At 43.4% G+C, this 26,261-nt stretch carries 25 protein-coding genes and 1 pseudogene; 11 read left to right on the forward strand and 15 right to left on the reverse strand.

Annotation, left to right across the window (positions count from 1 at the left end; all coding sequences use genetic code 11):
- Positions 1-96: 96 nt before the first annotated feature.
- From QUB66_RS07890 to QUB66_RS07900, 3 genes are all read right to left on the reverse strand, one after another.
- The gene (locus QUB66_RS07890; RefSeq protein ID WP_265235006.1) at positions 97-1,242 is read right to left on the reverse strand and encodes a restriction endonuclease; all 1,146 of its coding nucleotides are present in this window, start codon (positions 1,240-1,242) and stop codon (positions 97-99) included.
- Between the two features lie 4 nt (positions 1,243-1,246).
- The gene (yhdJ, locus tag QUB66_RS07895; RefSeq protein WP_332967272.1) at positions 1,247-2,098 is read right to left on the reverse strand and encodes an adenine-specific DNA-methyltransferase; all 852 of its coding nucleotides are present in this window, start codon (positions 2,096-2,098) and stop codon (positions 1,247-1,249) included.
- Positions 2,099-2,163: 65 nt separating this feature from the next.
- Entirely contained in the window at positions 2,164-3,288 is a 1,125-nt protein-coding gene (locus QUB66_RS07900; RefSeq protein WP_332967270.1) for a THUMP domain-containing class I SAM-dependent RNA methyltransferase, read from the reverse strand.
- Here QUB66_RS07900 and QUB66_RS07905 point away from each other — a divergent pair.
- The 4 genes from QUB66_RS07905 to QUB66_RS07920 all read left to right on the forward strand — a co-directional run bounded on the left by QUB66_RS07905 (position 3,288) and on the right by QUB66_RS07920 (position 6,398).
- The gene (locus QUB66_RS07905; protein WP_265235009.1) at positions 3,288-3,446 is read left to right on the forward strand and encodes a hypothetical protein; all 159 of its coding nucleotides are present in this window, start codon (positions 3,288-3,290) and stop codon (positions 3,444-3,446) included. The genes QUB66_RS07900 and QUB66_RS07905 overlap by 1 nt on opposite strands.
- 388 nt (positions 3,447-3,834) lie before the next feature.
- Entirely contained in the window at positions 3,835-3,987 is a 153-nt protein-coding gene (locus tag QUB66_RS07910) for a hypothetical protein (RefSeq protein WP_265235010.1), read from the forward strand.
- A gap of 166 nt (positions 3,988-4,153) precedes the next feature.
- The gene (locus tag QUB66_RS07915) at positions 4,154-5,302 is read left to right on the forward strand and encodes a cupin domain-containing protein (protein WP_332967268.1); all 1,149 of its coding nucleotides are present in this window, start codon (positions 4,154-4,156) and stop codon (positions 5,300-5,302) included.
- A gap of 73 nt (positions 5,303-5,375) precedes the next feature.
- Positions 5,376-6,398, forward strand: coding sequence for a sucrase ferredoxin (locus tag QUB66_RS07920; protein ID WP_332967267.1), 1,023 nt, complete (start codon positions 5,376-5,378; stop codon positions 6,396-6,398).
- Between the two features lie 304 nt (positions 6,399-6,702).
- Here the strand turns inward: QUB66_RS07920 and QUB66_RS07925 are convergent, their stop codons facing one another.
- From QUB66_RS07925 to QUB66_RS07955, 7 genes are all read right to left on the reverse strand, one after another.
- Positions 6,703-7,137 carry a GNAT family N-acetyltransferase gene (locus tag QUB66_RS07925; protein WP_265235013.1) on the reverse strand — a complete coding sequence of 145 codons (435 nt, stop codon included), beginning with the start codon at positions 7,135-7,137 and terminating at the stop codon, positions 6,703-6,705.
- Between the two features lie 116 nt (positions 7,138-7,253).
- Positions 7,254-8,600, reverse strand: coding sequence for a TldD/PmbA family protein (locus QUB66_RS07930; RefSeq protein WP_332967265.1), 1,347 nt, complete (start codon positions 8,598-8,600; stop codon positions 7,254-7,256).
- Between the two features lie 61 nt (positions 8,601-8,661).
- Positions 8,662-8,910 (reverse strand): DUF4926 domain-containing protein, encoded by a 249-nt coding sequence (locus tag QUB66_RS07935; RefSeq protein ID WP_265235015.1) that lies wholly within the window; start codon positions 8,908-8,910, stop codon positions 8,662-8,664.
- Positions 8,900-9,151 (reverse strand): DUF6883 domain-containing protein, encoded by a 252-nt coding sequence (locus tag QUB66_RS07940; RefSeq protein WP_332967280.1) that lies wholly within the window; start codon positions 9,149-9,151, stop codon positions 8,900-8,902. The genes QUB66_RS07935 and QUB66_RS07940 overlap by 11 nt, the downstream gene beginning before the upstream one ends.
- 111 nt (positions 9,152-9,262) lie before the next feature.
- Positions 9,263-10,750, reverse strand: a complete 1,488-nt coding sequence (locus tag QUB66_RS07945; protein WP_332967264.1) for a TldD/PmbA family protein — start codon at positions 10,748-10,750, stop codon at positions 9,263-9,265.
- Positions 10,751-10,919: 169 nt separating this feature from the next.
- Positions 10,920-12,224: an aspartate aminotransferase family protein gene (locus tag QUB66_RS07950; RefSeq protein ID WP_332967263.1), complete on the reverse strand. Its 1,305-nt coding sequence runs from the start codon at positions 12,222-12,224 to the stop codon at positions 10,920-10,922.
- A gap of 284 nt (positions 12,225-12,508) precedes the next feature.
- Positions 12,509-13,522, reverse strand: a complete 1,014-nt coding sequence (locus QUB66_RS07955; RefSeq protein WP_332967261.1) for an adenosine deaminase — start codon at positions 13,520-13,522, stop codon at positions 12,509-12,511.
- A 333-nt stretch (positions 13,523-13,855) separates the two neighbouring features.
- Here QUB66_RS07955 and QUB66_RS07960 point away from each other — a divergent pair, with 333 nt between their 5' ends.
- From QUB66_RS07960 to QUB66_RS07980, 5 genes are all read left to right on the forward strand, one after another.
- Positions 13,856-15,184 carry an adenylosuccinate synthase gene (locus QUB66_RS07960; protein WP_332967259.1) on the forward strand — a complete coding sequence of 443 codons (1,329 nt, stop codon included), beginning with the start codon at positions 13,856-13,858 and terminating at the stop codon, positions 15,182-15,184.
- Between the two features lie 154 nt (positions 15,185-15,338).
- A complete protein-coding gene (locus QUB66_RS07965; protein WP_265235021.1) occupies positions 15,339-15,545 on the forward strand; it encodes a hypothetical protein in 207 nt (68 codons plus the stop codon).
- Positions 15,546-15,576: 31 nt separating this feature from the next.
- Positions 15,577-15,795, forward strand: coding sequence for a hypothetical protein (locus QUB66_RS07970; RefSeq protein ID WP_265235022.1), 219 nt, complete (start codon positions 15,577-15,579; stop codon positions 15,793-15,795).
- The gene (locus QUB66_RS07975) at positions 15,795-16,166 is read left to right on the forward strand and encodes a hypothetical protein (protein ID WP_265235023.1); all 372 of its coding nucleotides are present in this window, start codon (positions 15,795-15,797) and stop codon (positions 16,164-16,166) included. The genes QUB66_RS07970 and QUB66_RS07975 overlap by 1 nt, the downstream gene beginning before the upstream one ends.
- Before the next feature lie 64 nt (positions 16,167-16,230).
- Entirely contained in the window at positions 16,231-16,839 is a 609-nt protein-coding gene (locus tag QUB66_RS07980; protein WP_265235024.1) for a 50S ribosomal protein L25/general stress protein Ctc, read from the forward strand.
- Positions 16,840-16,932: 93 nt separating this feature from the next.
- Here QUB66_RS07980 and QUB66_RS07985 read toward each other — a convergent pair whose 3' ends face one another.
- Positions 16,933-17,595 carry a Uma2 family endonuclease gene (locus QUB66_RS07985; protein ID WP_332967258.1) on the reverse strand — a complete coding sequence of 221 codons (663 nt, stop codon included), beginning with the start codon at positions 17,593-17,595 and terminating at the stop codon, positions 16,933-16,935.
- Positions 17,596-18,095: 500 nt separating this feature from the next.
- Here QUB66_RS07985 and QUB66_RS07990 point away from each other — a divergent pair, with 500 nt between their 5' ends.
- Both QUB66_RS07990 and QUB66_RS07995 read left to right on the forward strand, forming a co-directional pair.
- Complete coding sequence (locus QUB66_RS07990; protein ID WP_332967257.1) at positions 18,096-20,888, forward strand: tetratricopeptide repeat protein; 2,793 nt, start codon at positions 18,096-18,098, stop codon at positions 20,886-20,888.
- A gap of 97 nt (positions 20,889-20,985) precedes the next feature.
- A complete protein-coding gene (locus QUB66_RS07995) occupies positions 20,986-21,942 on the forward strand; it encodes a DUF4214 domain-containing protein (protein ID WP_332967256.1) in 957 nt (318 codons plus the stop codon).
- 50 nt (positions 21,943-21,992) lie between these two features.
- On the opposite strand, the gene QUB66_RS08000 is transcribed toward QUB66_RS07995, so the two are convergent.
- The 4 genes and pseudogenes from QUB66_RS08000 to QUB66_RS08015 form a co-directional block, all read right to left on the reverse strand.
- Positions 21,993-23,192 carry a glycosyltransferase gene (locus QUB66_RS08000; protein ID WP_332967255.1) on the reverse strand — a complete coding sequence of 400 codons (1,200 nt, stop codon included), beginning with the start codon at positions 23,190-23,192 and terminating at the stop codon, positions 21,993-21,995.
- Positions 23,193-23,240: 48 nt separating this feature from the next.
- Positions 23,241-24,494 carry a glycosyltransferase gene (locus QUB66_RS08005; RefSeq protein WP_332967254.1) on the reverse strand — a complete coding sequence of 418 codons (1,254 nt, stop codon included), beginning with the start codon at positions 24,492-24,494 and terminating at the stop codon, positions 23,241-23,243.
- A gap of 46 nt (positions 24,495-24,540) precedes the next feature.
- The gene (locus tag QUB66_RS08010; protein WP_332967253.1) at positions 24,541-25,818 is read right to left on the reverse strand and encodes a glycosyltransferase family 4 protein; all 1,278 of its coding nucleotides are present in this window, start codon (positions 25,816-25,818) and stop codon (positions 24,541-24,543) included.
- A 51-nt stretch (positions 25,819-25,869) separates the two neighbouring features.
- A pseudogene (locus QUB66_RS08015) lies at positions 25,870-26,261 on the reverse strand (chromosome partitioning protein ParA); the annotation flags it as partial.

Genomic DNA, 26,261 nt, shown 5'->3' on the forward strand with positions numbered 1-26,261 from the left:
ATTATTTCATTAATCGAGCATTGATTCTCAGTAATTGAGTTGCGTTTGTAGTAAGGATTAAAGTTCTTATTATAAACTTAACTCGGTTAAATTGAATCATTCATCTTCAAGGGAAATGTCTAACTGTTCAATCTCTAAATTTTCTTCCTCATCCTCATAATTAAATTCCAATCTGCTCTGCTTAATAATTTCGTTCAACATATTATTTAAATATCCTTTGGCAACAGCCTCTTCAAATCTTTCGATAATAATAGCAACATTAATTATTTCTTCTATACATTCCATGTAACGTGAAACTATTGCATTTATTGAATACTGTTTTCGAGCTTGCGCCTCAATTTTAGATTTAATTTCAATATCAGAATCTGAAGATTTAACTACAAATGTTATCGGATACTTTTCAATTTTATCAATGTCTAGGAAATATTTATTCATATCTACAGTTTCTGTCACCTGAAAAAACCGTCCCAAAGGCTTCATTACAAAATCAATGCCACCATCATTTGCATTTGTCCGGCCTGTTTTAAACAGTTTTAAATTTTCTTGCTGGAGCTGATCAACCTCATAACCCCAATAAATCGATCGGTCACTATAGTAGTATTTTAATATACTGTAGCTGACGATCTCGAAGATTCTAGCATCTACCGTTGGTGCGAGTATTTGTTTAATAAATTCTATTACTTGACCCTCTGTCAATGCTTGAGCATCTTTACAAAGTTGAAGAAATTTTTCAAAGCTATCTCTCTTAGCTTCAACGTAGGCGTCAATAATTTGAATTACTGTTTCGGCTATATTATGTACGTTTTCCTGAATTTTAACTTTTAATAAATTCTCGTTAAACCAATACCTGTTAGTTTTTGGATTTCTCAGAATTGGGATGAAGTCACAAGTAGGAAAATATCTTTTAAATTCTTCATTAAGTCTGTGGTTCAAAGCATGGTTCTGAAGCTTTTGTCCAAACGGTAATTCGCGCTGTCTCTTAAAAATATTTGTATAAACTGCACCTTCATAATCTGAATACATCTCGCTTTGATGAAAATCTCTTGAAAAATAGTCTTCAACTAAAACATATATACCGTATAAATTGGCAAAACTCCCTCTTGATTTTGAGCCTTTATTTGCAGATTTAGTTTTGATATTCAAATATTGAATTAGCTCGCTTCCAGCAAATATTTGCTCGCCCGACGCACCAAAGTTTTCTTGTAAAACTTTTTTAATTGTTTTTGTAAATTCGTGTTCCATTTTATCAAAATTGTAAATTAAGTGTTAGTTGTTTTGGTGAACTTGCAAGTGAATTGACTTCGGAGCTTTGAGCCTGCTGATTGTCATCAGAAGTAATCTGTAATCTATTTAATCCTATTTCTACATATTTTTCTTGTAATTCTATTCCGACTGACTTTCTATTAAGCTGTTTGGCAACAAATGATGTAGTAAAAGTTCCAGAAAATATATCTAGTACAACGTCTCCCTCATTACTACTTGCTTTAATAATTCTTTCTAACAAAGATGTTGGTTTCTGGGTAGGATGATCTTCATATTGGGGCATACGATATCTGACTCTCGGAAACTCCCATACATTACCTGGAACTTTTTCAGAATTATATACTGATGGTGTAGACTTGCGGTAATCAATTAATTTTCTGACAGATCCAGTTTTTGCTTCTACCAGAATATCTGAGGAATTAAATGTATAATTTCGTTTGTCTTTGACACAATATAAAATAGGTTCGTACAGAGAACCATAATATTTTTTTGCTTGGACACCAGAACTGTCATAATACCACACTATGCGAGAAAGAACTGTTAAACGATCGCGTAAATACAAATCAAAGTAAGGCATACATTGAGTGGATGCCATCAAATACAAGCTGCCGTTTTGCTTTAGCTTATCAATACATAAATTCAACCAAGTATAACTCCATTGTAAATAATCGCTTTCCAATTCCCACTTATCTATAAAACCATTGAAGTTTTTGCCTATATTATAGGGAGGATCGGCAAAAATCAAATCAATAGAGTTGTCTTTAATTTCACTAGAAAGGACTTCTAACGCATCTCCCAATATGAGCTTGTGTCTGTCTACTTCAAAGATTTTCATTTTGCCTAACCTTTTCCAATCAATACGCGCCCTTATCAGATATAGTTGATATTTACCAGAAATATTCAATACAGTTCATACTTGAGCAAAGTACAGGGAATTGAGCCATTGAAAACTGGAATCCGCTTTGATGTCCTGAGTCCAACTTGTTTCCCCAACTCCTTATTTCCTGTCAAAATAAACGCATTCCAACCTTTAAAACGCTGCTTGAAAATATCGCCTAACATTTTATAAAGTTCCCCTAATTCGCTAGCATCTCCCAGTCGCTCTCCGTAGGGAGGATTGCATATCAGAATGCCGCTGTCTGATGGTGGTTCTAACTCGGATAACTCGGTACGAGCAAACTTGATTTTACCGGCAATACCTGCTTGCTGCGCGTTAGTGCGAGCTTGATCTAACATATCAGAATCGCGATCGCACCCGGCAATCATTTCTGGAAGCTCTGGCAATTCGCTGTTTTCCGCTTCGGCCCACAATTTATCCCACAAAGGCTCGTCAAAATCCCGCCACGTCATAAATCCAAACTTTTCTCGAAACAATCCCGGTGCAATATTTAAGGCTTTTAAACTCGCTTCCAAAGGCAAAGTTCCCGAACCGCACATCGGGTCTAAAAATGGTAAATCTGGCGTCCATTCTGCCATTTCTAAAAGGGCCGCAGCGAGGGTTTCTTTGAGCGGAGCCAGCCCCATTGCCGGTCGGTATCCCCGCCGGTGCAAACTGCCGCCGGAACTGTCTAAACTCAAAATAGCGCGATCGCGATGAATGTGAATATTAATCAGCAAATCGGGATTCTCGACATCAACACTCGAACGCTTGTTAAATTGGTGGCGCTGTTGGTCGGCGATCGCATTTTTGACCTGCAAAGCTGTAAAGTGAGTATGATTTAACTTGTCGTTCCCACCTGTACAGTTGACTGCTAAGGTATTATCAGGATTTAGATATTCGTCCCAAGGAATTCTCTGGACTGCGCCGTAGAGCATATCTGAGTTATAACACTGAAATTCGGCGATCGGCATTAACACTCGAAAAATTGTTCTTGACCAAAGATTGACGCGGTACAATAAAGCGCGATCGCCCGCAAAGTAAACTCCTGTAAAATCTGGCTTGACATCCTGCGCGCCTAAGCTTTCTAATTCTTGGGCGGCAATTGTTTCTAAACCGCGCGCAACTGTAGCAAAATATTGATTCATTGATGATTACGAAGGAAGAAGGAAGAGGGAAGAAGGAAGAGGGAAAAAGGAAGAGGGAAGAGGGAAGAAACAGGTATGTGTGTATTCGTGACTTCTGGATCGCGAATAAAGGTTGTTGGGGATTGGGAATGGGTTTTTCTCGATCGCCCTTCATTTAGATAGTAGCTCGTTTTCATCCTAACTCTCACAAACAATACTCTACCTTAAGGTAGATGCCGAGAATCAAAGAACTGCTATATTGCAGGAAAGTTTATCAACAGGCGATCGCCCGCCTAGTCCTGTAGTTAAAAGGGCGATCGGGCGATCGCCACACCCGCTCAACCTCCAAAATCTAGCGGCAGAGCGGATTCACGCTTAATTCTCACCAAGGTTGGCAACTGCTGCGAATTATCCTGTCGGCCTGTTTATTGAACAAAATTCTTAACTATTTGCACAGGTTATTAACTTCATGTTACACTTTTAGTCAAAGTTGAGAATTCAAGCCCTAACGTCACAGTCAGGGAAAATTTCAGCTAAATTGGTGTACTACAACAATTAGAGGCCATTATGTCAAAGCAAATCAACGCATCGGCTCTCAAACTGTCCCGCGCTAGCAAAATCCAAGTAGAAGTCAAGGAAATTGCCAAGCACGCCACAGCTAAAAACATCTCTTCTACCCTCAATGTTGATGCCGATGGTAGCGATGTTACCAACGAGTAATTGCAGGTTTTTCCGTTAGACTTCGCCTCCCCAAACAAGAAGTAATAGATTTTATTTTTTGATGTCGGGAAGTCTGGAGTAATTGAGGACAAGCGCAAAGTGTTGTCCTCAATTATTAAATTGCTAAAATCTTATTGATAATTTTTATCGTTTATTTTTAAAATTTATGCGATCGCTCGCCAATCTCCTCAAACCATACAATCTGGAAGATTTTTTAAATAACAACTGGACAAACAAAGCAGTTGCGATTAAAAGTGAAGGAAAAAAAGACTTTGCACACCTATTTTCCTGGGAAAAACTCAACCACCTGCTCAACTTTTACCAATTAAAATATCCCGACATTCGCTTAGCAGTAGAAGGAAAAGTTCTCGACGAAAGCGAAAATGAAAATCTCATCAAATTGTGCCAATCTGGAGCAACGTTAATTATCAATCAAGTCCACAAACTCATACCAGAAATAGCTGAATTTGCAGCAGAATTTAAAGCAGACTTGGGTTATGGAAACCAAGTAAATGCCTACTGTTCTTGGCCGGAAAAACAGGGTTTTTCCTCCCATTACGACACCCACGAAGTTTTTATCTTGCAGACAGACGGAATCAAACAGTGGTACGTCTTTGCCGACACAATTAAATACCCGCTTACAGACCAAAAATCCTCCACTTTTCCGCCGCCAGAAACCCCACCCTATTTAACCTGCACATTGCACCCTGGCGACGTGCTTTACATACCGCGCGGACATTGGCATTATGCAATTGCTTCCGACGAACCGTCGCTGCATTTAACATTAGGAATTCACTGCAAAACAGGAATTGATTTTTTAGAATGGTTGGTGGGCGAATTGCGAGAACAATCAGAGTGGCGGCAAAGTTTACCGCTGCGAATAAATCAAGATTCAATCGATACAAGTGTAAATAATTTAATTGCTGAATTTCACGGCTACACAAACAGTAAAAATCTGGGAGAAGAGTACAGCAGCTACCTCGATAGTTTAGCCAAACCTGTGGCGAAATATTCTCTCCCTTATCAAGCAGGGTTCAACATTTTTCCCTACGGCATTCAAACTAAATATAGAATTCCCAAATTTCAGCGGGTGAGAATTCACGAATTGCCTGACGGGTGCGGATACAAAATCGTTGTTGGAGGCAAAGAAGTATCTCTGAAAGGAGTAACGGATAAATTTACAGACAATCTATTCAGTACAGAAGTTTTTACAGGAGAGGATGTGATGGATTGGTTGCCGGATTGTGATTGGGAAATAGATGTAATGCCGCTTTTGTCGAGGCTAGTTGTTGAAGGAATTATTTTTGTTAGTTAAAGCTACATAACAGTAATAGCTGCGATAAATTGGTTTGTAACATAGTAATTTATGACACACAATGAGGTATAACATGACGAATAGTTTTTTGTGCGCTGATGCTTCTAAATGCGTTCAAGAGGATATTATTGGTAGCGGTACTAATTACCAAACCTATGTATTAATTGAATGCTGTTTGCCTTGGGACTCAGAAGCTTTTAATTCCCCACAAGTTCCCCAGAATCTCAGGGATTTGGTGGAGGAAGTAGAACATTCAAAGCAAAAAATCAGATTTTTGTTGATAAATAGTGAATCAACTAAATGTGCAGACCGTCGCAAAATTTTGATTTACGAAAACAAAAGTCAAGATATTTTTGGTGGTTACGAAAAGCACGAATTTAATGCGAATAATATTGAAGAAGTGGCGGAAATAGTCAAAAGCTATTTAGCTGGAGAAGTCCCGGATTGCAAAGTTGAAAATAACCCAATTAGAGATATTTTGGTTTGCACTCACGGGAGTCACGATAGATGTTGCGCCAGATACGGCAATCCTTTTTATGCCCAAGCAAAAGCTGTGGTTTCCGAGTTAGAATTGAGTGATGTTCGTGTTTGGAAATCCAGTCACTTTGGCGGACACCGCATGGCACCGACTGCGATTGATTTGCCTGACGGTAGATATTACGGAAATCTCGATCGCACTTCGTTCAAATCTATTCTGACGCGCACTGGCGATATTGAATGTTTGAATAAAGTTTATCGGGGTTGGGGAATTTTGCCAAACGCAATTCAGGTTTTGGAACGAGAATTTATCATGCGCTACGGTTGGGATTGGTTCAACTACAAAGTTGCGGGGCGCATTGTTGAAAAATATCCAGAAAATGATGGTTTTGTTGCTGAATTAACTTTTGAAAAAGTCGATGGGACGTACACCTATCGGGCTAATTTAGTCAAAAATGACAGTAAAACAGTTCGGCTGAAAGGTTCCTGCGGTGCGAAACAAGAATCAGAGTTTGTCAAGTATTTGGTAAAAAAATATTACTTTTACTCGAAGACTGAAGAGTCAAAATTTGTCATCTATCCGGGAAGTCCGCAGCCGATATTGGTAGAGACAATGTGAAATTATAGCCTTTCAAGCTCTCATATCAGGTACGCTTCCGGCATAGGGCATAGGGCATAGGGCATAGGGCATAGGGCATAGGGCATAGGGCATAGGGCATGAGGCTCTCCTCACTTTTTTGAGAACCGCTATAAACAATCACAATCAAATAGGTTCGTAGTGAGGACTTTAGTCCGCATTCAAAATCAGGTTCGTAGTGAGAACTTTGGTCCGCATCCAAAATCAGGTTCGTAGTGAGGACTTTAGTCCGCATCCAAAATCAGAGGACTAAAGTCTTCACTACGAATCTATATTATGACACTAATTAAATTTCTAACTGCATGAATACGTGCGGAATTCCCAGGTAATCAAAAGGACTTTCTTGTGCGGAAAATCCGAGTTTTTGGTAAAATTGAACAGCGTTAATGCGAGACATCAGTCTCAGTGTTTTGAAATTATTTTCCTTAGCTTGTGCGATCAATTTTTCCATCAGTTTAGTGCCAATTCCCTGATTTTGGAATTCAGGAAGCACAGCAACATAAGAGATGCTTCCTAATTCTGGGGATAATTCTCGGAGTCGGCCTGATGCGATAATTTTGCGATCGCCCGTTGCTATGATATGACAAGCACCATTTTCGTGATCGTCCTTTTCGCTACCCCTTTCCATACCCAGGGGCGATCGCAAAACCAACCACCGCTGGTAAAACATCTCTTCTAATTCTTGTGCGTTTTTAACCGGACGTATATCTATATTTGGCATTTTTTTTGATAAATTACTGTAGGTTCGTAGTGAGGACTTTAGTCCTTCTTATGTAAAGGACTAAAATTCTCACTACAAACATCCGCTAACTGGCGGACTCATTGAATAACCACCAATCACAAACTATCAGTAACACTCGTGAAATTAAAAGCTTTCACGCGCACTCCGGGCACGACATTACCGCCGTAACGTTTCACCTCGGTAACTGCATCGACATCGCGCAACATATCAGGTAAAACTTGATTGAAACGCATATTTTTAATCGGGTAAACAATATTACCATTTTCAATCCAGAAAGTACCGTCGCGAGTCATGCCGGTTACTTCCGATGTTTTCGGATTCACGTAATTTACATACCAAGCTCGACTGACAAAAATTCCCCGCTCGGTTTGAGCGATTAAATCTGCTAAACTTTGATCGGAACCTGTCATCACTATCGGGTAATAAGCACCTTTCGTTTCTTTCCCTTTTTGCGCGGCCCAATAGCGGGAATAAGACAAACTTTGAGGGATGCCATTTTTGATGATTTCCAAATAGTTATTTCTCAATCCGTCGCCGAAAAAATTACCCGATCGCAACAAAGGATGACTTGGATCGCGCTGTACCTGCACTAACGGGCTGAAAAGTTGTTCTCCCGCGCGGTTTCCAGCGGGTTTTCCAGACTCATCGGCGATCGACATAAACGATCGCCCTTCATCCGCCGCCCGCGCATCCATACCCCAAATTATCCACGGTAGCAAGTCCGAAAACGCAGCGCCATCAAAGATTACAGGATAAACAGCGGGAGTAATTTCGCGGGGGTTGCGGGAGGCCTTCGCGCGATCGACAACTTGTGCTGCTAATTCGGCCACTTGTAGTTGACTAATACTCCAAGCTGTGGATTCAGTCCAGCTAGAACCGTTGTCAATGCGGGCTGTAAAGCCGAAATTCGCCTCTGTAGATTGGTTGCAGGCGCGGAGTCCGGTTGACGAGGCGATCGCGTACAGCGAAGCCTCAGCGCTCAATGTACCGGAAGCTTCCGCGCCTTCGCCAGATGCGATCGCACAAGCCTGTCGCACCATTTCTGCGCGGGCTAGAGGCGATACAGCGGCCGTTGCTTCATCAAACGCGGGCCTCGGTAAATCGTAGGTTTGAGGGGGCAGCAAGGGCATCCATTCGGGGTCTGCGGGGGCAATTCGGGCGAGTTCTTCCGATCGCTTGATGGTTTGGGCGATCGCATCTTCATCAAATTCAGTAACAGCAGCAGAAGCACTTTTGTTGCCAAAATAGCTAGTAATGTTGAGGCTAAATACAGTCTTGCTAATATTTTGGCTGATTTGATTTTCTGAGAAACGGGAAAGAGATTCTTCGCCAGTAGAGAGACTGACAAATACTGCTTCTGCTGAGGATTGTTTGACTACATTTTCTAGTAAAGATAAGGCTTGGTCTTCACTTAAAATTGCGGGAGATGTTGTAACGGTCATAAGCTATAATGCTAGCATGATTTGTTGGTATTTGAAAACATATTGAGCCGCAATATTACGGTTAACTTGCCTGTACTAAAGAGCGAACTGTTAACACTTCATCAGCTCGTAAAGGTTCCACATCTGAACGGGAGACAGCCACGACTAAAATCGATTCTCCTAACGCATTAAATATTTCTAACACGCAGCCATCTTCGCCTTGGATTGGGTGAGGTACGCGATCGACTAGCATAGCTACATCGCCTTTTTTTAGTTGATATAGAGGCATATCCCGGCACAATGCTACACGCTGATAAAGTTCAAGTTTCACGTCGAGGCTCCTTTTTAGGTTTGAGAGTAATAAAATGAAAACTTCCGTCAATTTGCCACTGCAACCAAATTGTAACAACTGCTAAATTACGTCCATTAACTGCTGGTAACTCACCTTCAGCGCGAAAGAACTTTCCGAATTCATTAGCACCATCTTCTACTGCCTCAGCAGATGCGATTAAAGACTGAATTGCTGCTAGCAAAGCTTCTGGGTTATATTGACTAAAACCACCCTGAGCCAGAAATTTTTATTTGTCATCTTGCGCTTTTAAAATAAGTAGATAGCGCGTTAATTTGGCTTCTGGTATGATAGCATCCGCTGGAATTTTCACGTTAACAACCTACGCTTTAAATTAAGCCCTTCCCCCAATTTGAATATCCCTTACCCGCACCGGCACACAAGCGTGAGTCATTTGAGCAACCTGTATCGGTTCACCTTTGCCGCACATATTCGTACCACATTGTACCCGTTCGGAAGCAGGGCCAATCGCATCTACTTGATTCCAGAAATCAGTGCTCATTGAATGATAGGTTACATCCTTCAACATCCCGACAACTTTACCTTTTTCCACCTTCCAAAACGCATTACCGCCGAATTGAAAATTGCGCCGCTGTTGGTCAATTGAAAAACTACCAATACCATCAATTAAAATCCCATCTTCCGTATCAGCAATCATCTCATCTAAAGTAGCAGTATGACTGCCGCCATCCGGGCCTGGTTCCAATCCCAAATTAGGAATTCTCACCATCGGTACACTCGACCAACTGTCAGCGCAGGCAGAACCGTTGCTGCTACCGCGTCCGAGGCGATAAGCTGTTTCTCTGTCAGTGAGATAATCAACTAAAATTCCATCCTTGACAACGTACCAATCCTGTGATTTTACGCCCTCATCGTCGTAACCCATTGTACCGCGGCCGTGGGGTTGAGTGCGATCGCACTTGAAGTTAACCCAAGGTGCAGCGTATTGCAGCTTATTTAACTTATCGGTAGTAGCAAAACTCGTGCCAGCAAAATTAGATTCGTAGCCGTAAACCCGGTCTAATTCTGTTGGGTGTCCGACGGATTCATGGATTGTCAGAAACAAATTTGTCGGCTTGAGAATCAGAGATTTGCAAATACCAGCCGGGACTTTTGGCGCAGCGACTTTCTCAATCGCTTCGGCCGCAACTCGTGCGACTTGACTCAACAAATCATCTGGATTAATGTGTTCGTAACCGATGTTTAGGGGCGGGCGTTCGTAACTGCGACTTTGGGCATCGCCGCCCGCAATTGCCGTACAGCCAAAACCCGGATAGCTGCGGTAGATTGTTTGTTCGATTAGCGAGCCTTCTGTGGACGCAAAAACCTTGTCTTCGCGGTTGAATGTCAAAAAAGAATAAGCTTTTTTGATGCCTTGTGATTCGTGCGCTAGCAGGCGCTCGTTGATGGTTAATAAAAGTTCGGCTTTGTCAGCAACGGGGACAGAAAACGGGTCAATTGCGATCGCACTAATGTAAGTATCGACATATTTTTCGACTGGTACTAAGCGCACCGGTTCCTTTTGAGTCAAGCGGCTGCCTTTAGCGATTTCCACGGCCAAAGCGACGATTCTTGCAACTTCTGCGGGTGTTTTGCTGTGACTGGCGGCAAAGCCCCAAGCACCGTCTAGCAGCACTCGCACGCCAAAACCGGAACTTACATTATCGGAGATATTGCTTAAAGAGCGATCGCGCGCATACAAACCTTGCCTCCGGTAACTGCAAAAACGCACATCACCGTATTCGCACCCACTTTTCCGAATTAACTCTACAGCTAAATTTGCCAATTCGTTAGCAGAGACTTTTGCAGTTAACAGTACCATAGTTATTCGTCGTTTGTCGTTGGTTATGAATGATTATAGCGCTGTTTAAGGATTTAAACGAACCGCGAAGACGCGAAGAGCGCGAAGGAAGACAAGAGAGAGAAGTTTTTCTGCTCTTCTTCTCTCTCTCTTCCTTCGTGTCCTTAGCGCCTTCGCGGTTTATTAAATCTTACTCCAATTCCTGCAAAACCGCTGTTAAAATTTCCAAAATGCGATCGATATGTTCCTGTTCAATAATCAACGGAGGCGACAAAGCAATAATATCACCAGTAGTCCGAACCAGCAACCCTTTTTCAAAGCACTGCAAGAAACAATCAAAAGCCCGTTTCCCCGGCTTTCCAGGGATAGATTCCAACTCAATCCCCGCCACAAGTCCGAGATTCCGCACATCAATTACATGGCGCACGCCCTTCAAAGAATGAACCGCATTTTCCCAATAATCAGCCAACTTATTAGCCCGTTCAAACAGCCTTTCTTCCTCATAAATATCCAGCGTCGCCAAAGCAGCCGCACAAGCCAGCGGATGCCCAGAATAAGTATAACCGTGAAAAAGCTCGATCGCATTTTCGGGAGCATTCATAAAAGCATCATAAATTCCCTCCTTCACAAACACCGCCCCCATCGGTACAGTACCATTAGTTATCCCCTTCGCCGTCGCCACAATATCAGGAACCACCCCAAAATATTCAGTAGCAAAACTCGAACCCAGCCGCCCGAATCCAGTAATTACCTCATCAAAAATCAGCAGAATCCCGTACTTGTCACAAATCTCCCGCAGCCGCTGCAAATAACCTTGGGGCGGAATCAAAACCCCCGTAGAACCAGCAACAGGTTCGACAATTACCGCCGCAATATTAGACGCATCGTGCAAAGCCACAATCCGTTCCAATTCATCCGCCAAATGCGCGCCCCATTCCGGTTGTTTGCGACTGAAAGCATTGTGCTCTAAATTATGAGTGTGAGGTAAATGATCAACTCCTGTCAGCAAACTGCCAAAAAATTTACGATTAGGGCCAATACCACCGACAGAAATTCCCCCAAAACCAACGCCGTGATAACCGCGTTCCCTACCGATTAATCTTTGACGAGTTCCTTCACCTTTCACCCGGTGATAAGCAATCGCAATTTTCAAAGCAGTTTCCACAGACTCCGAACCCGAATTAGTGAAGAAAACGCGATCGAAATTGCCCGGAATCATCTTCACCAAACGTTCCGCTAATTCAAAAGCGCCGGGGTGTCCCATCTGAAAAGGTGGGGCATAATCTAGGGTCGATACTTGCTTATGAATTGCCTCGATAATTTTCGGGCGACAGTGGCCTGCATTCACGCACCAAAGCCCCGCAATCCCATCTAAAATGGATCGGTTATCATCGGTTGTAAAGTGCATATCTTTTGCCGAAACCAAGATGCGCGGATTTGCCTTAAACTGTCGGTTAGCCGTGAAAGGCATCCAGTAAGCGTCCATATTTGTCATGTTTTTTTATCCTTTTATATTCATCTTTCCGTTTTCAGACTATAACTTGTTACCGATTGCCGATCGCCCGACACTTATTATAATTTTACAAATATCTCTTTTAAACGAACCGCGAAGATGCAAAGAACGCGAAGGAAGATAAGAAAGAGCTTTTTATCATTTTCAAGTCAAGTCTTTTGCTGAAAATATCTACCTATCTTCCTCTTTCTCTTCCTTCTCTTCCTTCGTGCCTTCGCGGTTCGTTAAATAGATATTCTTTGCTAATTAACGATCGCACCAACCGACTAATGTTGCAACAAACCAGTCAGCATTTTCACAGGCCGCCCATCGTAGGGCCACGCGAAAGCATGGCGGAAAGCGGCCTCTTGACAGGCTTGTAACTGCCGAAAATCAATGATATCCAGAGTCAACAAATTCTCGTACTCAAAAGGCAGCCGCACGTTGTGCAATCCCGCGTTGTCTGTGCAAATGGCAATATCGACGCCAGCCTCAAAACATCGATCGAACACAACCTTCAATTCCCCCATATCCTGTAACGTCCCCGTCTTGAGATAGGTAGTCGGGCAAACCTCTAAGCATTGACCCCTGCGCGCGACCTCTGGCAGCAGTTCGGGATATTTTAGCGGAATTTGAATCCCGTGGCCGATACGCATCAAATAGGGCAGAAGTTCGGGATAACAGCCAGAGGTAGTTTCGTAGAGATGGCCGGTAGTCTTAATGCCGATCGACCTTGCGTACTGATACAATGCCACAAACTCATCCAGGCGATCGCCAATAGCAGCATCGCCGCCCGCAAGATCGATCGCACAAACATATTCTCCCATCTCGGCTGCCAAATCGACGATCGCCCGATTCACCTCATGGGGTAAACGCGAGTGCATACACAAAATTTGGCTAGTCACAATCGGACAATCACCAATTTGACTTGCCTTCCCCACAACCCGTACAATTTCTGCCATCAAATCAATGCGTTTTGACTGTGACAAATGCTCTGGAGTCCGCAAATAAGGCGTATAGCGCAACTCCAAATAAGCCAAATTTTCAAATACATAAGCGCCCCGCATCAATCGATAGATAAAATAAGGCAAAGTCTCCACAGTTTGCACGCTTTCTACCAGCGTGTGCAGTTCCAAATACTCATCGAGAGTATTGCGCGGGCGAGTGTAAAAATCCTCAAAAGCAGAGTAGTGTTGAAAGCGATCGACCATTTCGGCATTATGGCGATCGAAATAGCGCCACAGAATCCGAGGAACCACAGAACCGCCTAAATGTCGGTGCAACTCAGCGTGTAAAGTCATGCGATTTTAGATTTTAGATTTTGGATTTTAGATTGAAGAATTGGGAATGACTTACAGGATAATAAAGAAGATTGCAATAGACTATCCCATTCTCCCATTCTCCCCCTCTCCCCCTCTCCCCCTCTCCCATTCTCCCCCTCTCCCATTCTCCCCCTCTCCCCCTCTCCCATTCTCCCATTCTCCTTTCGGAAGTCCCCCGATAGTGCTGGGAGTCTTTGATTGAGAGTAATACAGGCTCAATGCTCTTAATTGTAACAAAAATATATTTGACATCTGGGACACATTGCTACATAATCAGAGTTTGTGTCAACCTGAACTGAACGCGAGAAACCCTTGGCTAACGTAGTTGTAATCGGCGCCCAGTGGGGCGATGAAGGAAAAGGCAAAATTACCGATTTGCTCAGCAAATCCGCAGATATCGTTGTCCGCTACCAAGGGGGCGTCAACGCCGGTCACACGGTGGTAGTCAACGGTCAAACTTTCAAACTGCACTTAATTCCGTCTGGGATTCTCTACCCAGAGACACAGTGTATCATCGGCTGTGGCACGGTAATCGACCCTAAAGTTTTAATTGCAGAGTTAGATCAGCTAGAAAAACTGAATATTTCGACTGCCTCCCTGATGATTTCAGAGACTGCTCACATCACCATGCCCTATCACCGATTAATTGATGTGGCATCGGAACAGCAGCGGGGAAATTATAAAATCGGGACAACAGGACGCGGCATTGGCCCTACTTACGCCGACAAGTCGGAACGCACAGGCATTCGGATGCTCGACTTGATGGACTTGGAAGGCTTCCGAGAACAACTGGAATGGACGATTCATCATAAAAATGTCATTCTGGAAAAACTTTACAATTTGCCGCCTCTCAATCCGCAAGATGTTTTTGATGAATATCAAGTTTATGCAGAACGTTTGCGGCCGCACGTAGTAGACAGTTCCCTGAAGATTTATGAGGGACTTCACACGCGGAAAAATATTCTGTTTGAAGGCGCGCAAGGCACTTTATTAGACTTAGACCACGGCACTTATCCTTATGTTACTTCCAGCAATCCCATCGCGGGCGGCGCTTGCGTGGGAACGGGAGTTGGGCCCACAGCGATCGATCGCGTAATTGGCGTAGCAAAAGCCTACACAACCCGCGTCGGAGAAGGCCCCTTCCCTACCGAAATGGTCGATGGAGTTGGCGCAATTTTGGGCGAAAGAGGTGCAGAATTCGGCACCACAACCGGCCGGAAACGCCGCTGCGGTTGGTTCGACGCGGTAATCGGCCGCTACGCAGTCCGCATCAACGGCCTTGACTGTCTGGCAATTACCAAACTAGATGTTTTGGATGAATTAGAAGAAATAAAAGTTTGCGTTGCTTACGAAATTGACGGCGAACGCTGCATCGATTTCCCGAAAAGTTCGCGGATATTTGCTCGGTGCAAACCCATTTATGAAACCCTTCCCGGTTGGAAACAGTCCACGGAAGAGTGCCGCAATTTGGAAGATTTGCCATCACAAGCTTTGGATTATCTGAAGTTTTTGGCAGATTTGATGGAAGTGCCGATCGCCATTGTATCTCTCGGAGCGAGCCGCGACCAAACTATCATTGTCGAAGACCCGATTCACGGGCCCAAGCGCGCTTTGCTTTCTCATGACGGTACGCCAGCCTAACGTTGCCTTTAAAATACATTTTGGGTATCAACCAATCATACTCAAAGCTGTTGCCAGTCTCGCCGCTACCTACTTAGTTTAAGGTTCCAGCAGATTTAGTGCACTTGACCCACGGCGAGGTCAAGTGTATCTTTATTTACAGGGAGTCAAGTAAATGACTGACGAAGATGAACTGATAGCACGGCTAGAAGTTCACAGAGATATGATTGGATGGCTTATAATGGAATTAAGCAAAGAAGGAATACAAGCCAAAAGAACAACCGGAAACAATCCCAAAGGTGATATTTTGATCGTCAACGATCGGGATGTTCCGCGAGTTAAACAGCTACTCCGCAATTTACAGATCGAATTTAATGGTTAATTTATCAAAATAATAAAAAGTATAAACAATAATGAATGAACCGCATATTGAAATTAAAGCCTGGAAAAACAAAAAACTAGATTCCACAAAAGCTAAGGAAATATGTCAAAAAGGAACTGTAATTGGAGTTATTACCACAGGGGGAATTACTAAACCAGCTAAGGTTGTATTCGACAAAGCAGATGTAGCTTGGGTAGAAAATTTTCCAGAGAGTAAGTTGGTGAATCAGGAAGGTCAGGAGGAAAGCTAATGTTAGACATGATTTTTTATGCCTTCAAAACTAATCAGCCACCCCACTATGTCGGAATGTCTGAAGACGTTTATGAGTGGTTGGCAAAATCAGAATTTTCCAAAATTGGCAAATCTGTCCCCAGAAATATTTTGATAGATGAAGAGGAGGAGAAGCTACCTTTAGTTGAGTTAGATCAAGATATACGCCAGAAGTTTAGAAATTTTTTCCGCGATGCAATCATCTGCGAAAGCGATACCGTCCTTGCTAAGCTGGGTGATTCCCCTCTCAAAGAAGAATACCAAGCAGGAACGTACCGTTTGAGGAAAATGCTGGAATTGCTTAAGTGTCTGGAAAATGAGAATTATCAGTATCTTCAGCGAGTCGTTTAATTAGGTGCGATCGCGATATCACAATTCTGGTAAAATGTGAAAACAATCAACAGAAAGTCATAAAATGGAACTCGCAGTAGAATGTCAAAAGCGGGTAGAAGGCAGCAAGCCTAACGCCCTCCGCCGCTCAGGAATGATTCCCGCCGTCCTCTACGGACACAACGGCTCTGAATCCATTTCCCTTACCATCAAAGCCAAAACAGTTGAACACCTGCTCAAAAAGCACGTAGTCAACAACGCCCTAATTGACCTCAGCATTCCCGAACTCTCTTGGACAGGAAAAACCTTGCTGCGGGAAGTTCAAGTTCATCCTTGGAAAGGCTTTCCTTACCACCTGAGCTTTTTCTCCGTCGCAACTCAAGATAGCCTGGAAGTTGAAGTATCGCTGAGTTTTGTCGGCGAAGCTATCGGTGTCAAGTTAGAATCCGGTATGTTAGAAACTGTGTTGACGCAAATCGCAGTTAAGTGCAAACCTGATAGCATTCCTGATGCAATTGAAGTAGATGTTTCTAACTTAAAGGTAGGGGATGCGCTGCACATTCATGAGTTAGTTTTGCCTCCGGGAGCAGAAGCTCTTGGCGATCCAACTCAGGTGGTTGTTACCGTTCTGGGAACTAAAGCCAGTGCTGAAGAGATAGCAGAAGAAGAAGAAGCAGCAGCAGCAGCAGCTTAATTAGTAATTGCTAATAGTTGTTAAGTAATTCTTGAAAAAAAGGCGATCGCTCGATCCGAAAAGGGCGATCGTTTTTTATTCAATAAGGCTATTCTAGTTTTGGTGCGATCGCACTTGCATTGCTCCGCCTTGAATCTGCTGTCGCACCCATTGACGAAAATCAATCTCTGCGGCAACTTCATCAATGAAAGCCACTTCGAGAAACTGGTATAAATCTGTTTTTTCAATGATGGGAAAAGTGGGAGATCGATCGCACTCGACATAAGCCCCATCGACTAATTGCAGAATCCGCCATGCCCGCCCGTTAAACCGCCAAAACTCAGGCACGCCCATACTGGCATAGAGTGTATTTTTATTGAGATCCGTATGGGTAATATCCACTTCCACGACTAAATCCGGGGCTGGATCGATATTCAAGTTAACCGGGCGATCGGCAACTAAGGCATAATTCTGAATATAATACCCATTGTCTGGCTCGGCGCTCTTGAGTAGGTCTTCGCGATCGAGGGTAGTCGATCCCATCCTCTTCATTTTCATCCCCATCTCAACCACAAGGACTCTAATCAAGCGTTCAATCAAGCGAGCAGAACGTTCATGTTCTTCGAGGGATCTGGTAATTTCTAACACTCCGTTATCGTAGGTAAAGCGGGTGCGATCCGTCAGCAAACTTTGAATTTGCTTGAAGGCCTGCCAATCGAGGTCGCGAAAGGTGAGGCGCTTTTCACCGACAAGTTGAGGTGGTGGCTGTAATAACATCAAAATTACCGCAATTTTAGATCAGACGTACGGTTGAAACCGCTCCTACACAAACGATGTCCGGATGGTGCGCGGACTAAGAGAGGATAACGTAATTTTAACCGCCCACTCTTCAACTCCTCGCTCGATCGGGTGCAAGCTTGTATAGACGCGGTTTGGAACCGCCCAGTCTTCTGAACCGTATTATAATATATTTCTTCAACAAGTCTTGTGGTGCAGGCATCCTGAGTGCGATCGATCGATTTTGATACTACTCGTTCTGCTCTTCAACCCGCGCACCATCCGGGTTTTGTTTCCACCGCCCGGTTTCCACCGCCCGGTTTCCACCGCCCGGTTTTAACCGCCCCGTTTCAACCGCTGGGTTTCTCCCCAGCACCCAGAGTCAAAAAAATTAATAATTAGGGGAACAACCCTGCTAATGTTAGTGTCAAACCCGACTATAATTGTGAAACGCTTTAACTACCCTATTTAATTGCTGCCTCGGTCGCCACCGCCTATATATGCCATCAACAGTCAGTACAGAATCAACAGCGGTTCAATTTAACCAACAGGGAGAAATATACTTATCCCAAGGGAAATTAGAAGAAGCGATCGCCTCCTGCGAGCAAGCTTTGAAGATTCACCCCAATTTTGCCCCAGCTTACAAGACTTTGGGCAACGCGCTGCAAGCTCAAGGCAGGATGGAAGAGGCGCGACACTGGTACGCGAAAGCTATTGAAATAGAGCCGAATTTTGCGGAAGTATACGCGAATTTGGGCAGTATTTACGCGCAACAGGAAAAATGGTCGGAGGCGATCGAGTTTTATCAAAGGGCGATCGCCCTGAAACCGAATTTCGCGGGAGTATACCGCAATTTAGCCAAAGTATTCGGACAAATTGGCAAAGGGGCAGAAGCTCAGGAATGCTGGTATCGTGCATTCTCTTTGGAACCAGAAAAAGCATCGCCGGCAGAACACTTAGGTATGGGTGATGCTTTTTTCCGGCAAGAAAAGTTTCCCGAAGCTATTTCTTGTTACGATCGCGCCATAAAATTAAATCCTAATTTGCCCCAGGCTTACCAAAATTTGGGCGAAGCGCTGAAAAAACAAGGCAAGTTAGAAGAAGCGACAGTATATTATCGCAAAGCTATTGAACTGAACGCAGCTAATGCTAGAAACGGCAGCGAGGGAGAGCAAACTTTGGCTGGTGCAACCGCGACTAACGGTGCTGCTAAGCCGCCACAAGTTCAACAACAAATACCGCAAAAAATTCAACAACCACAATTTCAACAACAAATACCTGAGCAAATATTGCGAAAAATACCGCAAGAAATACTGAAACAAATACCGCAACAACTTCAACAACAGCTTGGGCGTCAACAAGTTCAGCAACCTGTTAATGCTGGAATTACTACAGAAGATCCAGAAGCATACAAAATACTGGCAGAAGGTTATTTTGCTCAGGGGAAATGGGAACAGGCAATTTCTGCTTGCAAGAAAGCTCTACAAATTAAGCCGGAAGCGCCGCTTTACAAAATGCTCGGCAACGCCCTGCAAGCTGTTAGCAAAATTGATGAAGCTAAAAGTTGCTATGTCAAAGCAATAGAAATTAATCGGAATTTTGCTGAAGCTTATGCTAATTATGGCAGCATTTGCGCGCAGCAGGAACAGTGGCAGCAAGCGGTTTCTGCTTACGAAAAGGCGATCGCGCTGAAACCAGATTTTGCAGGTGCTTTCCGCAATTTTGCGAAACTTTTGACTCAGTTAGGTAAGTCGGAAGCCGCGTCAGAAGCTTTGTATCGAGCTTTGGCGATCGACCCAAAATCAGCTACCGCTGAGGATTACGAGAATTTAGCTAAAACTTTAATCGAGCAAGGTAAGGTTGAGCAAGGAATTGATTGTTACCGGCGCGCGGTTGCAATGAACCCAAATGCTGGCGCAGCTTATCACGAATTGGGCGAACTTCTCAGGAATCAAGAACAGTGGGAAGCGGCGGTTGATGCTTACACCAATGCGATTAGAAATAATCCCGAACTTTCTTGGTCGCACAATAATTTAGCTGAGTCGTTGGTGAAGTTGGAACGCTGGGAGGAAGCTATAAATGCTTACCGCAAGGCGATCGAATTAAATCCAGATTTTAGCTGGTCTCACAACAATTTAGCAGATGTGTTGCTGAAGTTGGAACACTGGGAGGAAGCTGTAGAAGCTTACAGTAAAGCAACAGAATTAAATCCTGATTTTAGTTGGTCGCACAACTATTTAGCTGACGCGCTGATTAAGCTGGAACGCTGGGAAGAGGCGATTTCGGCTTACCAAAGGTCGATCGAACTTAATCCCGAACATTTCTGGGCGCAAAACAATTTAGCAGAAGCGCTGGTGAATTTGGAACGCTGGGATGAGGCGGTGGTGGCGTACCGGCGCGCTAATGAACTGAATCCGAGTTTCTTCTGGTCGCACAGCAAGTTGGGCGACGTGTTGCTAGAAATGGAAAGGTGGGATGAGGCGATCGATGTTTACCGTCGGGCGGCCGAGTTGAATGGCGATTTTCCGTGGACTTATTACAACATGGGGACGGCTTTTGAGAAGCTGGAACGGTGGGATGAGTCGATCGCCGCTTACCGCCGTGCTGTGGAAATTCAGCCGGATTTGCCGTGGATTTCGCAGAAGTTGGCTGATGCTTTGAGGATGCGATCGCAGTGGGATTTGCAGCAGGCGATGGGTTTGTACCGCAGGGCGATCGAGGAGAAGCCTGATGACGTGCAGTTGTATCACAAGGCGCTGGAGATTGCGCCGAATGATGCTGACCTTTATGTGGGGTTGGCTGATGCTTTGGTGCGGCAGAATTGGCCTGATGGGGCGATCGTCTTTTATCAGATGGCGTTGCAGGTAAATCCCGAATGCGGTGAGGCGCACTTGCAGTTGGGGCGGATGTTAGCACAAAAGAATGATTTGAATGGGGCGATCGCTTGTTACCGCCGCGCTATTGAAGTTCAACCGGGAGATTACAAGTCTCATCAAATGTTAGGGGATGCTTTAGCCACACAGGGCCAGCGGGAAGAGGCGATCGGTCTTTACCGCCGCGCCACTGAGCTAAACCCAGATTACCCCTATACCTACAACAATTTAGCGGATCTTCTGCGACATCAAGGACAGTGGGAAGAGGCGATCGCCGCTTACCGCCGCGCTATTGAATTAAAGCCTGATTTCTCTTGGTTCCACTATAATTTAGGGGAAGTCTTGACGAAAAAAGGGCAAATAGATGAAGCAAGTTCTTGTTACCGTCGCGCCCTTGAATTGGAACCCAAGATTTTCTAATTTGCGCTGCAATTGAGACTGTATTGCGTAAGTTTATGCAGGCTCAAAGAGGTTATTTATTAAATAAAATAATGTGAACGAGATTAGAGGAACCACTATGAACCCCGAAGCATCTAAGCGTCTGGAAGAATCTATCCAGAAGACTTTATCCACTCACGCTAAAAATAATAAAAGCTATCTATGGATGGCATATTGGGTGATCTTTGAACGGGAAGCTGACCCTGATGGATTAGAAGGTTGGTTAAACGAACTTAATACTGGTGCGTCTCGATCTACTGTTATAAATAAGATGATTGAGGCCCATGAATTTCAACAAAGACTTTTAGGTGAAGAATATCTCACTACTAGCTTAAGTGATGAAGAAAATATCAACAGTATGTTGGATACTAAACTTCATAGCGCTCGGATGAAAATGGTTAGAACACTGCTCCCACCGGCTAAAGTTATCTTAGATTTGGGAGGTTATTCTCTATCCGATCAAAGAGGCGCTCTGTTACAGCTCGGCTATCCTCATTTTCCAGAAGAACTCTATATTAGAGACCTAGCTCCCGACAAAATGATGTTTCCAGGGCCAGAGTGGCCAATAAAAGTTAAGTACCAAAGTTCCGATATTGAATATGTTTATGGCAGCATGACCGACTTAACCTGCTTTCAGGAAAATTATTTTGACTTAGTTTGGTCAGGAGAGTCCATCGAACACATCACCACAGAAGAAGCAGAAAAACTATTTGACCAAGTTTATAAATTGTTAAAGTCTGGTGGTAAGTTTGCCCTTGATACCCCTAATAGGAAAGCTACAAAGCTACAATTCCCGAATAATTATATTCATCCCGAACACAAGCTCGAATACTATTACGATGATTTGTGCAAGCTCTTAGAGAAGCATAATTTCAAAATCATTGAAAGCAAGGGAATTATCGATTTATCGACATCAATTGAAAAATCTAGCATGGAACATTTTAACCATGAATTCATGAACAGTCAACTCATAAATGATAATCCCGATCAATCCTATTGTTTCTACATTTGCTGTATGCGAGCAGAGGATTGTTAGGGCTGTTGATAAATGCAGCCCTGTTTTTGTTTTGCCTGAACGTTTGGTATTTAAAATTTAGATCGCTCTAATTCTCTTTGAGCTTGCAGCGCGGCTTGTTTCCAAGCTTGAGCTTGGGATTCATACCAGCTTTTCTCTTCTATTGTCCTGGTAATATATTCCAGGCGATGTCTAATTTTTTGACCAATAACCTCTGGACTGAATAAAGACCTAATCTCCTTAGCTGCTCTGGCTCCTACTTGTTGTGCTTGCGGATAATTCTCAAAAACATACTGCATTAAAGAACCAGCCCGATCGATATCGGGCTCAGCCCAGATACTACCTTTTGGGTAAAGTCCGTAAGCTTCAGTAGTTGCCACTAAATCGTATTTAACTAAAAAACTATTGCCGACATTCATAAAATCGGTATTCGATGAATAGGCGGTAGCAATGACGGGCTTGCCGTAATACATCGCTTCCGCCATAGTTAAACCAAAACCCTCAGCCCGATGTAGCGATACATAGCAGTTACAATTATCTACTAAGGCATGAACCTCTTCCTTGCTCAAATGACCTTCGATCAATTGAATAGATGGCCAGTCTTCTGCCATTGCTCTTAGTTGCTCGTACTGATTTTGATAAGCTGGATGAGGTCTAAATTTAATAATTAGTAAAACATCTTCATTGGATTTCCCAAAAGCTTTTTTAAACGCCTCAATTGTGGCAAAAGGATTTTTGCGCTCAAAGCCGCTACCCATGTCGAACATGAACAGAAAAATAAATTTATCTTTGGGTAATCCTAAAGCTTCTCTGCCCAAGGTATTGGGCGGTAAATAAATGCTAGGTGGCAACTTAACCACGGGAAGAGGCGACACATCAGAAATAGTTTCAGCAGTGTAATTGCTGTAAGTCCAAACCTCATCAAATCGATTAAAAGCACCCATAAAAAAATCAGGAAATACTGGAAGCTCCCAAATCCAAAAACCAATATTATAGCGGTTATGAAAAAAATCTGGATCGATAGAATTCAACAATGACTCGTGAGGGTTGGTATGGACGATATTAACGGGATAAGAGCGATCGCTGGAAAAACTTGTATATGTATCATCTAAGTTGCGTTGCGAATCTTCTTTCAAATCCTTGATTGTGAAAGGAATGTTAGCAGCTTCTAAGGCTCGGATAGTACCTCGCACCCCTCCGCCCAGACCAAACTCTCCACTTACATGACCGATTACATTAACTCCAAAGTTAGACTTGGGATTATTCAACATAGCTAATTTATTTTCCTGAGAATAAGTATTTTCGGTAAATTCAATTTTTCAAGTGTTCACAAACCTTTGATGTTGTGCTAGCTCAGATTGAACTTGCTGTGCTGTCAGCCTCCAAACTTGGATTTCTGACTGCGCCCCAGCCGCCTCTTGCTGAAGCTGATGGATGCGGGTTGACCAGGTTGTAGATTGGTTCATTCTGTTTCTAATGATTTCCAATCTATTTTTGATTTTGATGCCTTGAAGTTGAGGACTCAGTAAAGACTTTATTTCCTCAGATGCTCTATATCCTACTTGTTGTGCTTCCTGGGGATTCTCAAAAACATACTTCATTAAGGATGCTGCATGATCGACATCGGGATCTGCCCAGTAATTTCCTTTAAAATAAGGCCCATAATCTTCTGTCAGCGTCACTATGTCATATTTTACTGGAAAACTATTGCCGACATTCATAAATTCCATATTAGATGAGTAGCCCGTCGCGATTACAGGTTTGCCGTAGTACATCGCTTCCGCCATTGTCAAGCCAAATCCTTCCGATCGATGCAGGGAAACATAGCAGTCGCAATTTGCTACTAAAGCATGAAGTTCGTCTCTCTGCAAGTGCCCGTCAATAAAGTGAACAGGCCAGCCTGCTGCTTCCGCTTTGAGTCGATCGCGTTCTTCGGGAAAAAAGTTGCCATTAGAAAACTTGAGTACCAGTAAGACATCTTGATTCGATTGAGAAAAAGCTCGCTTAAATGCCTCCAGGGTAGCAAAGGGATTTTTACGCCCTACGGTACTGTGAAAGTCAAACATGAACAGAAAAATACATTTGTTTTCGGGTAATCCCAATGCTTCTCTATCAAACGATGGTGTGGGAAGATCGAGGCTGGACATCATCTTAATCACTGGCACGGGCGATACGGGCGCGATCGCCTCAGCGCAGTAATTACTATAAGTCCATATCTCGTCAAATAAAGAAAAAGCGTACAGCCACCCTGGAGGAAATATCGGCAGTTCCCAAGCCCAAAAGCCAATATTGTATCGACCTTTAAAGCATTCGCGATCGATCATGTTGAAAACAATCGGTTCCGGCAGAGTATGGATTAGGTTAATCGAATAGGGATTTTGCTCGGAAAAACTTGTATAGCTGTTGTCTAAGTTGCGATGCCAATCAACCTTAATATCTTTCAGTGCAAAGGGAATGCCAGCAGCTTCAATCGCTCTGAGAGTGGCTCTAGATCCTTCTCCCAGGCCGTATTCACCGCTGAGGTGTCCGATAAAGTTGATACCGAAATTAGAATCTGGCGTTTGATTTAACATAGTAAGTCTTCTACTTAATAAACATTGAGAATTAAGGCTTGACAATTCAGCGCTGTTGCAGTGGAAAATGCGAGTGTTTTGCTAAATCTTGCTGTACCTGCAATGCTGTCTGCCTCCAAGCTTGAGCTTGACGAGCCAATAAATCTCTTTCTATCTGAAGCTCGTGGAAACGACTTGACAAGTGGGACTGATTGATATTCCCCATGATAAATTCAAGGCGATTTTTTATTTTTATGCCCACTGTTTGAGGACTCAGCAAAGCTCTAATTTCTTGAGCAGCTTTAGCTCCTACTTGCCGTGCTTCCAGAGCGTTTTCAAAAGTGTACTTCATCACAGAGGCAGCATGGTCAATATCTGCTTGAGCCCAGACACTACCTTTGGGATAAGCCCCATAATCTTCTGTTGTTGTCACCAGATCGTATTTAACTGGAAAACTATTGCCAACATTCATAAATTCCATATTAGATGAATAGGCTGTCGCTATTACTGGTTTCCCGTAGTACATGGCTTCAGACATTGTTAAACCAAACCCCTCAGCCCGATGCAGAGATACATAACAGTCACAACAGTTAACCAGAGCGTGAATTTCTGCTTTTGGCAAATGCCCGTCTATAAATTGAATCGAGGGCCAGCCCTCTGTCAATTCGGTTAGCTGCTCTCGCAAGTGCGGGAAATAATGGGTATTGGCAAACTTGAGCACGAGTAAAACATCTTGATTGGATTTTCCAAAAGCTTGTTTAAACGCCTCAACGGTGGCAAAAGGATTTTTTCTTTCAAAGGAACTCGCAAAGTCAAACATGAACAGAAAAATAAACTTATCTTTGGGTAAGTTTAGGTTTTCTCTGGTCAGGGAAGGCTTAGGAAAAGCAAGGCTGACAGGAATTTTGAGCACGGGTACGCGGGAGACAGCCGAAAATGCTTCGGCACAAAAATTGCTGGGCGTCCAAATTTCATCAAATAAATCAAATGCCCACTGCCACTCCTTCGGAAATACGGGCAGTTCCCACAACCACACACCTATATTGTATTTGCCTTTAAAATATTCAGAACCAATACCCGGAAAGTACCCTGCTAAAATCTGCTCGACCCAATTGGGGTTAGTTTGGATAATATTAATGGGATAGGGATTGTCGTTGGAAAAATTTTTGTAGGTGGAATCTGAGTTAGGTTGGCCGCCTACCTTTAAATCGGTCAGAGACAAGGGAATTTTAGCTGTTTCCATTGCTCTGATAGTCCCTCTGGCGGCTTCTGCTAGCCCAAAATCACCGGTTATATGACCGGCCAGATTTACACCCAAAGAATTATTTAGTTGATGATTTAACATTCGTCTTGTTTTTTGCTGAGTTTGTAATCATAGATTGCTTGCCATCTCTTACTAATGGATGGTTAGCGCAGTTTTGCCATTAATGCTACGACGCATCAATTCTTTCCATTCTGCTGAGTTAACTAAGGTATTGGTATCGAGAATCTCTCCTTTTTCTGACGAAAATCTAGCAAAATTTTCTAACCAGTTCAAAACTGTTTCTGTTGTTGAAAAAGGCGTGCACTTCAAGGATTCTTTAAGAAAGTTAGCCATCCCCGCCCTATCGCCTTTGCAATAAGCGTACCACCCCTCCCACAATAAGTCTTTGTACTGCATCTGACTTTTGACCTCTGTTTCTCTAACCCTAGCTTGCGAAAACTTTAATCTTTCCAATTCACTCTGAGTCTGATGCAGTTGTAACTGGGATTGTTCCAATTCACTCTGAGTCTGATGCAGTTGTAACT

This window comes from Microcoleus sp. A2-C3 (genome assembly GCF_036706065.1).
In the GTDB taxonomy this organism is placed as follows: Bacteria; Cyanobacteriota; Cyanobacteriia; order Cyanobacteriales; family Microcoleaceae; genus Microcoleus.

Bases quoted from the DNA above. Each gene is read 5' to 3' on its own strand.
- QUB66_RS07890 (WP_265235006.1), bottom strand. From the start codon at position 1,242: ATGGAACACGAATTTACAAAAACAATTAAAAAAGTTTTACAAGAAAAC.
- yhdJ (WP_332967272.1), bottom strand. From the start codon at position 2,098: ATGAAAATCTTTGAAGTAGACAGACACAAGCTCATATTGGGAGATGCG.
- QUB66_RS07900 (WP_332967270.1), bottom strand. From the start codon at position 3,288: ATGAATCAATATTTTGCTACAGTTGCGCGCGGTTTAGAAACAATTGCC.
- QUB66_RS07910 (WP_265235010.1), top strand. From the start codon at position 3,835: ATGTCAAAGCAAATCAACGCATCGGCTCTCAAACTGTCCCGCGCTAGC.
- QUB66_RS07915 (WP_332967268.1), top strand. From the start codon at position 4,154: ATGCGATCGCTCGCCAATCTCCTCAAACCATACAATCTGGAAGATTTT.
- QUB66_RS07920 (WP_332967267.1), top strand. From the start codon at position 5,376: ATGACGAATAGTTTTTTGTGCGCTGATGCTTCTAAATGCGTTCAAGAG.
- QUB66_RS07925 (WP_265235013.1), bottom strand. From the start codon at position 7,137: ATGCCAAATATAGATATACGTCCGGTTAAAAACGCACAAGAATTAGAA.
- QUB66_RS07930 (WP_332967265.1), bottom strand. From the start codon at position 8,600: ATGACCGTTACAACATCTCCCGCAATTTTAAGTGAAGACCAAGCCTTA.
- QUB66_RS07945 (WP_332967264.1), bottom strand. From the start codon at position 10,750: ATGGTACTGTTAACTGCAAAAGTCTCTGCTAACGAATTGGCAAATTTA.
- QUB66_RS07950 (WP_332967263.1), bottom strand. From the start codon at position 12,224: ATGACAAATATGGACGCTTACTGGATGCCTTTCACGGCTAACCGACAG.
- QUB66_RS07955 (WP_332967261.1), bottom strand. From the start codon at position 13,522: ATGACTTTACACGCTGAGTTGCACCGACATTTAGGCGGTTCTGTGGTT.
- QUB66_RS07965 (WP_265235021.1), top strand. From the start codon at position 15,339: ATGACTGACGAAGATGAACTGATAGCACGGCTAGAAGTTCACAGAGAT.
- QUB66_RS07970 (WP_265235022.1), top strand. From the start codon at position 15,577: ATGAATGAACCGCATATTGAAATTAAAGCCTGGAAAAACAAAAAACTA.
- QUB66_RS07975 (WP_265235023.1), top strand. From the start codon at position 15,795: ATGTTAGACATGATTTTTTATGCCTTCAAAACTAATCAGCCACCCCAC.
- QUB66_RS07980 (WP_265235024.1), top strand. From the start codon at position 16,231: ATGGAACTCGCAGTAGAATGTCAAAAGCGGGTAGAAGGCAGCAAGCCT.
- QUB66_RS07985 (WP_332967258.1), bottom strand. From the start codon at position 17,595: ATGTTATTACAGCCACCACCTCAACTTGTCGGTGAAAAGCGCCTCACC.
- QUB66_RS07990 (WP_332967257.1), top strand. From the start codon at position 18,096: ATGCCATCAACAGTCAGTACAGAATCAACAGCGGTTCAATTTAACCAA.
- QUB66_RS07995 (WP_332967256.1), top strand. From the start codon at position 20,986: ATGAACCCCGAAGCATCTAAGCGTCTGGAAGAATCTATCCAGAAGACT.
- QUB66_RS08000 (WP_332967255.1), bottom strand. From the start codon at position 23,192: ATGTTGAATAATCCCAAGTCTAACTTTGGAGTTAATGTAATCGGTCAT.
- QUB66_RS08005 (WP_332967254.1), bottom strand. From the start codon at position 24,494: ATGTTAAATCAAACGCCAGATTCTAATTTCGGTATCAACTTTATCGGA.
- QUB66_RS08010 (WP_332967253.1), bottom strand. From the start codon at position 25,818: ATGTTAAATCATCAACTAAATAATTCTTTGGGTGTAAATCTGGCCGGT.